We start from the raw sequence: 6,906 nt of genomic DNA on the forward strand, positions 1-6,906 counted from the left end.
CCACTTCATGCGTAAGCTAAGTGGGGGAGAGTTCACCAATATTGCTTTTATTCATGGACCTACGGGATATAGACTTTGCCCCTATTTTGATCATGGCTTGAGTCTACTGTCAGATATAACGGATTATCCATTCAGTATGCCGACAGATGTGGCCTTACGGAATGTTAAAGCCAAACCATTTAGCAAAGATTTTTCGAAGCAAGCACGTGCTCTTGATACAACCCTTCAATTTGATCGTGCTGCGGTTCTGCAATTTATAGAGCAGCATGACGAAGAGCTTGGGAGGGTTTCGAAAATTCTTATATCGCAAATACGCAAGTATGAGGATTTATTTGTTTGAAGATATTTAAGCGGTGCTACTAGATTTAAGAGTCCTTTTCTTTGCTATTTAGGAAAGGGACTTCTTCTTTGTTCACATGACTTCGATGCAATCTGCCTGCATATTGCTGCAAAGTGTCTGACCAAGAGATGGGATGGACAAGGAACAAAGTATCCAATCTGGCATCATCGAAGCCTTCGCCAATTAGCTTGCCGATGGCGATAACTACCCTTTTTTGAAACGCGTATGCTAAAAAGTGTTTGCGTACAGCACCAGCAGCGGCTCGCGCCGAATTGTGGCTCTGCACGTCCAAGCCTCGGTTTCACATGGAGAAAAGAAAAAGACACCCTTCCGGGTGTCTTTCTCAATTTCAGCAGCTGTGTACTGCACAGGGAAGGTCGCCCTCCTAAAAGTCTTAGCCATTTCCCGCAGCTGCCAAGATTCGCTTGGCCAACTCATCCCCCTGCTGTTCCAGAACCGCGATGAGATGCAGTAAATCTGCTTGCTGCTGCCGTTGCTCCTTCGTCCAGGCTTTTTTCGGAGAATCGTAGGTGTCCAAGGATTTCGCATCCGTCAGACTCACGTAGAAAGGTTGAAGCAGGGAATGCATTTGCTCGTAGACGTCCGCCATTTCGCTTAGGTGCTTGGTTGGGGAGGACGCCGGGAATGAAAGCATATGCTTTAAATAGATAGCCGCACTTCTTCTGGCATCTGTCAGAGCCATTAGGCAAAAGTGGTTGACGCCGAGCCTTCGGGCAAAATCCTGTGGCTTCGCCGTTTGATACCATCGTTCATCCAGCAATCCTTCCCGCCATGCTTGCAGGGCTTGATAACCTAGCTTATATCCTCTGTTTTCCTCGGCGTACATGGAGTCTAGTTTGACCTGAAGCGAAGCGTAAAGATTGTCCAGAGCAGATGGCTTGGAGACTTCGCCGTTAAAACGAATGAGGATGAAAGGCCATTGATCCACATTCAGGTACCCTTTGCTTATTTTCATATACTCTTGAAATTCCGGGTCATCTATATGATCTTGAAAAGTCTTATCGTCAAAATAACTGCGGCACAGCAAGGTTTCTCCACCATTTAGATAGCCTGTGATGATTCCCCACTCGGGAGCGACCCGCAGATTAATAGCAATCGGCAATTGGTGGTTTTTGATGCTTTCCTTAATGTGCTGCATTTCCAATTCGCGTTCTTTGGATATGATCCGGTCTGTCCAGCTGACCTGAAGACCATAGGCTTTAAATGCCGGAGTGGCATAGTCGTAAGCGACCAGAGCATCCGTGGAGCTATAATCCCAAACGGGGGTAAAAGCGACTCTCCAGCACGCCCCGGAAACACCCATTACGGTTTCATAAGCGGTTTCCTGTCCCATGGTTTTTAGTGACAGATAAAGAGCGCCTGCCCATGAACAATCCATGCTTTGACCAAAACCCAGATGGCCGACATCCTGAACAATATAGCAATCATTTATGGAGTTACTTCTAAAAAGTTGCGTCCGGTCCGGTGTGTAATGAATCGTGTCTCCTTCCGGGCAGCTTATGGCGTGTATGCCGGTGGCGTTTACATAAACGAGCAAAAGATAATCCTCCCCCTGATTGTCGATCAGGCTTGGGAACAGCTTCATGAGTTACGGTGAAATGCTCCCATTTAAAATATTGATAATGTTTCATTTTATTCATGATATTCTGATGCTTCCGCTCATTGCCGTATGCAGAAAATACAAATTCCAGTTCTCCAGAGGGTAGGCTGCAGCCCTCGCTATCGAGGTTAATGGCTAACAGGTTATCCTGCAAAACATAAGCGGCATAGGTACCCGAAGGGATCTGGTATTTGATAAGCAGCAGCTTTATTCGATTGCTTTGAATACGATGGGGAAGGGTCTGATCATTCAGGAAAAATGTCAAATGATTGTCGATAACGAACTGGTTTACAAAATGAGTGACATCGTGGCTTTCATAACCATCAGTGTAGATGGCTTGGAGAACCACCAACTGTTGGGGCATCAAAATACGGTCGATCGATTGACCCAATATATGTGATAGTAAAGGAAGCGTAGAGGTTTCAGGCAAGGATTTACCTGTCTCCCATTTTGAAACGGCTTGGGCGCTGACATTTAAGTGTTCAGCTAATTGTTCTTGTGACAATTGTTTTTCTTTTCGAAGCGTAGAAATCCGTTTCCCGACTGCGTCAGCACTTATCATGAATCACATCTCCCAAGATTGGATTGCGACGTCGTTGCTTTTATTATAGTAGCTCGAAAACGAGAGTACCATTTATCCAAAGATGAGTGTAGCTGATATTCTGCAACTGTGGGTTGAGCGGGAGATGCGGAAGGACTATGCGGTACAGCTGGAGGGTAAACACATTCATATCCCTTCGATGTCTATGGCAGTGACCTAATGGGAACGCAGTGGCATTAGCGTTTGTGGTGTTTGGAGAAGGAAATTAGGCAATCAGTTTATTATCTGGTGTTAGGAGGTCGGAATAAATTAATAGTTCCAAGCCGCGAAGCGAAAAGCACGCGGCTACCGCTCCGACAAAAACATCATTGCGCTCGTATACTTTCTTGCCGGTAAACTGAACTTTGCACTCAAACCGTAACGCCCCGCGTCGGGGAGCTCGGCATTAAGCCTTCCAAGGAGCTTCTGCTGCTGTACGACTCACTAGTAATAGAGCTTTCGGAGCGGACGAAATCCATTTTGGAACAAAAATAAGCAAAAACGAAATGGTCTTTACACGGCGCCAACTGCAATCTATAATAACCCTTTTCGTCTTCGAAGGCACCAGCCTTGAAGCGAACAAGCAACACCTATGCGGACGTGGCAGAATTGGCAGACGCGCTGGATTCAGGTTCAGTGTGCTAACCTCCAGTGGAGGTTCGAGTCCTCTCGTCCGCACCACTTATACAAAAATAAGAGAGTACCTTAATCGGTGCTCTCTTTTACTTTACTTCTTGACTTCTTCATCATCAACCAAATCAATAATTTCACGTATATCCCGAATTTTTAAGGCTTCTGCAATTCTTTCAATATGGCTGAAGCTAATGCTTTCTCTTTTTCCGTTAGCCAGCTCGCTTAATGCAGCATGCCGGACGTCGGAGAGTCTGGATAACTCCCGTAAGGAAATTTTATGTACCTGGTCAACTTTTTGTTTTTTATCTTTAACTATACGCATAGGCGTACCACCTATTGCCTTTAAATATGATAGGTTTATTCATATTATTTAGTTCAAAGGTGGAATTCGATGCGCAGCTTACTGGAATCACTGTATTACGGCAGTCTCATTCCCGATGAGAGGGTTGTTTCCAAAGACCCGAAATATCGCGCGTTAAGCAGACAAATATCCGAATCCATGGAATCATGGAAAAAGAAGCTTTCTGAAGATGATTTTAAAGACCTTGAGGCTTTGGCGGATTTATTTCACCAGGTTCAAGGGATGGACATGGCCGCTTCGTTTACGTGCGGGTTCAAGCTTGGGGCGGCGATGATGATCGAAGTCTTAGCTTGATCTAATGATGATGCTTTGATATAAGTCATAAAATTACCGTAAAGGCACCGGAGGAATGTGAAACTGGGTGTCTTTTTGCTTGCGTAAATAGGTATGAAAAAGAATAAACGAGGTGCGTGTGAAAGGGTTGTCTTCCCAATAAAGGCAGCACCGTCATTCCTTCTTGCCTCCCTTTTAATTAGGGATGTTCCGCTAAACTGTGTACAAATTAAGAACTAGCGTTCCTGTCTATTGAGGGCTCTGAAGAATAGATGTTATAATATGTTTCTCCAAAAAATACTAAAATTAAGATATAAAGGTTTAATTGGAGAGAGTATTTCATTTTTACTCTTAGGAGGAGGAGAGATAATGGAACAACGGAAAATCAGGCTTTTTCCTTATCGGATCGATGCGCAGGTTGAGCAGGTAAGCGAAATTCCGAAGGGCATTGAGATGATTCAGGCTCCGGCGGTATGGAGTCAGACAAAGGGGAAAGGCATTAAGGTAGCCATTCTGGATACGGGGTGCGAGGTTTCGCATCCGGATTTGAAGGGGCGGATTGCCGGCGGGCGGAATTTTACCGATGATGATAACGGCAGCCCGGATGTATTCGTGGATTACAACGGACACGGCACGCATGTAGCCGGCACGATTGCGGCGATCAGCAACAATACCGGTGTGGTCGGTGTCGCGCCGGAGGCGAGCCTGCTGATCCTGAAGGTGCTGAACAAGGAAGGCTCAGGCCAATACGAGTGGATTATCAATGGGATCAATTATGCGGTTGAACAAAAGGCGGATATCATCTCGATGTCGCTCGGCGGACCGGAGGATGTGCCGGAGATGCATGCGGCGATCAAGCGGGCGGTGGCGGCGAATATTTTGGTAGTCTGCGCGGCGGGGAACGAAGGCGACGGCAATTACGCTACCGATGAATTCGACTATCCTGGCTCATATAACGAGGTCATCAGCGTAGGCGCTGTCGATTTGCAGCGGAACTCGACTAATTTCACGAATTCGAACAATGAAGTGGACCTTGTCGCGCCAGGGGCGGGAATCCTATCAACCTATCTGAACAAAAGCTACGCGACGCTCAGCGGCACCTCTATGGCGACGCCGCACGTATCGGGTGCGATGGCGCTGATCAAGCAGATCGCAAGCGAGAGCTTCGGCCGCAACCTGACCGAAACCGAGCTGTACGCGCAGCTGATCAAGCGGACGATCCCGCTTGGCAACTCGCCGCGGCTGGAGGGCAACGGACTGCTGTATTTGACGGCCCAGGAGGAACTGGCCAAAGTCTTTACGCCTGCTGTCGTCGCCAAGGTGATAAATCAATGACGGGAATGATGCAGAAGCTGGCGCTTGAGCTGGACACAGCCAGGAAAATACACCTCGCGATGACCGGCGAGCGTCCTTACTACGACGAAACGCGGGACAACGAGCTGAAAAATAGTTATTACAGCGGCCGCGCCATGAATAGAAGTGAACTCCAGCAGCTGCTTGAGCGAACTCATGACCATCGGCTGCCTTATAAACCTTACCTCTATGTTTATCCGTGGGTCGATCTGCAAGAGGATGGGCAGTTGAAAAGCTTGTATTCCGGCCGCGCCATGTCCCCGCTTAAAGCGATTGAAGCGGATATCCGGCTGCTCGAAGCGGCGGCTCATCCGGGCAAGGGTGCGAACGACACACCTTCGGAACCCAGCGGCGGTGAGCCGAAAGGGCAGCCTGGAGCCCAGCAGGACGCTTCCGCTGCGGAAGCGGAGGATGATGTAAGCCTGACGGGTGAGGGTCAGCTGAACTGCGAGCATGTCGTGCCGCAGTCATGGTTCGGAAAGCAAGAGCCGATGCGGGGCGACCTGCATCATCTGTTTGCCTGCGAGCCAGGCTGCAACAGCCGGAGAGGGAATCATCCGTATTATGATTTTTTGGACTATACGCCTGAAGTGAGTGCGCAGAATGTCATTGCGGGCTGCGGCAAGCAGGAGGATGACCGGTTTGAGCCTGAATACGGTAAAGGCATTGTCGCCCGCGCAACCCTGTATTTCCTGCTGCGCTATCCCGGCGTTATCGACAGCGGCCATGCCGATGAAAAGCTGCTGCTGGAATGGCACCGCATGTTTCCGGTTTCGCTGTATGAACTGCACCGGAATTTGGCGATTTTCGAGCTGCAGGGCAACCGGAACCCGTTTATCGATTTTCCGGAAGAAGCAGAGCAGTGGGCGGGAATCGGCGGTAACTAGGTGTGCGAAGTGCTGAGCTTCATAGAGAAATAGCCGATGATTAATCATCGGCTAAAATATTATGATATTGAGAAGCGAACGCTGTTTTATTGGAGTAAACGTTATGCTGGTCAGCTCAAGGAAGGCGACAAGTATCCAGAGCCTAAAGAAATGCGTGACGATCAACATTCTAAACTATTCGTTTCTGAAGAACGAACAATACCATAATGTTTTTCATCTGCGCGAGGATCGGACAGGAATATCCTTAATTGACGATATTGAGGTCCATTTTCTGGAGCTGCCGAAGCTGGATGAACGTGCAGTCCCGTCGGAGGGCGGGTTAATCAATTGGCTGTTGTTTCTGAAAGGTGCCGATACATCCTATTGGGAGGTGCTGAAGATGAATGAGCCGGGATTGGAGAAGGCGATGGATACCCTACAATATTTGAGCCAGGATTCGGAAGCTAGACGCTTGTATGAGGCCAGACAGAAATATTTGCATGATGAAGCTTCAATGATCGAGGGGGCGAAGTCGGCAGGTATTGCGGAAGGAATATATAAAGGCAAAAGAGATGTGACCAAGAATATGCTTGCTATGGGCTTGGACATTGCTACAATTACCAAGGCGACCGGTCTTACCGAAGATGAGATTAAATCTATAAAGCTTTGATAATGTACCTTGCAGCAGCAAGCTGCCGAAAATCCGATGCTTGACCTGGATTGGCGGGACAGCTTCCGGGGCGGGAAAAGGCGGTACTCGTTCCGGCAACCAATAAAATTATTGTTGTCCTCTCAATCAATTCATGTTATATTACTTTTTGTGGCTGTATTATTTTTGTATTCATACGCGGTCGTGGCGGAATTGGCAGACGCGCACGG

The 6,906-nt window shown here is 47.9% G+C and carries 7 protein-coding genes and 2 pseudogenes; 5 read left to right on the forward strand and 4 right to left on the reverse strand.

Features of this window, described 5'->3' with window-relative positions; all coding sequences use genetic code 11:
- Positions 1-340 (forward strand): annotated as a pseudogene (locus tag L691_RS32610) (hypothetical protein); the annotation flags it as partial.
- A gap of 25 nt (positions 341-365) precedes the next feature.
- Here L691_RS32610 and L691_RS34055 read toward each other — a convergent pair.
- From L691_RS34055 to L691_RS0108390, 4 genes are all read right to left on the reverse strand, one after another.
- Entirely contained in the window at positions 366-626 is a 261-nt protein-coding gene (locus tag L691_RS34055; RefSeq protein WP_025689946.1) for a hypothetical protein, read from the reverse strand.
- Positions 627-734: 108 nt separating this feature from the next.
- On the reverse strand, positions 735-1,739 hold the full coding sequence (locus tag L691_RS0108375; RefSeq protein ID WP_025689947.1) for a hypothetical protein: 1,005 nt from the start codon (positions 1,737-1,739) through the stop codon (positions 735-737).
- 64 nt (positions 1,740-1,803) lie between these two features.
- On the reverse strand, positions 1,804-2,523 hold the full coding sequence (locus tag L691_RS31190) for a helix-turn-helix domain-containing protein (RefSeq protein ID WP_025689948.1): 720 nt from the start codon (positions 2,521-2,523) through the stop codon (positions 1,804-1,806).
- A gap of 745 nt (positions 2,524-3,268) precedes the next feature.
- Positions 3,269-3,496 carry a helix-turn-helix domain-containing protein gene (locus tag L691_RS0108390; RefSeq protein ID WP_025689949.1) on the reverse strand — a complete coding sequence of 76 codons (228 nt, stop codon included), beginning with the start codon at positions 3,494-3,496 and terminating at the stop codon, positions 3,269-3,271.
- Between the two features lie 69 nt (positions 3,497-3,565).
- Here L691_RS0108390 and L691_RS0108395 point away from each other — a divergent pair, with 69 nt between their 5' ends.
- The 4 genes and pseudogenes from L691_RS0108395 to L691_RS28340 form a co-directional block, all read left to right on the forward strand.
- Positions 3,566-3,829: a DUF6809 family protein gene (locus tag L691_RS0108395; RefSeq protein ID WP_025689950.1), complete on the forward strand. Its 264-nt coding sequence runs from the start codon at positions 3,566-3,568 to the stop codon at positions 3,827-3,829.
- A gap of 348 nt (positions 3,830-4,177) precedes the next feature.
- Positions 4,178-5,143: a S8 family peptidase gene (locus L691_RS0108400; RefSeq protein ID WP_025689951.1), complete on the forward strand. Its 966-nt coding sequence runs from the start codon at positions 4,178-4,180 to the stop codon at positions 5,141-5,143.
- The gene (locus L691_RS0108405) at positions 5,140-6,048 is read left to right on the forward strand and encodes an endonuclease I family protein (protein WP_025689952.1); all 909 of its coding nucleotides are present in this window, start codon (positions 5,140-5,142) and stop codon (positions 6,046-6,048) included. Before L691_RS0108400 ends, L691_RS0108405 begins: the two co-directional genes overlap by 4 nt.
- Positions 6,049-6,108: 60 nt before the next feature.
- Positions 6,109-6,697, forward strand: a pseudogene (locus L691_RS28340) (Rpn family recombination-promoting nuclease/putative transposase); the annotation flags it as partial.
- Between the last annotated feature and the right edge of the window lie 209 nt (positions 6,698-6,906).

The sequence above is a fragment of the Paenibacillus zanthoxyli JH29 genome, from assembly GCF_000520715.1.
Taxonomy (GTDB): domain Bacteria; phylum Bacillota; class Bacilli; order Paenibacillales; family Paenibacillaceae; genus Paenibacillus_AQ; species Paenibacillus_AQ zanthoxyli.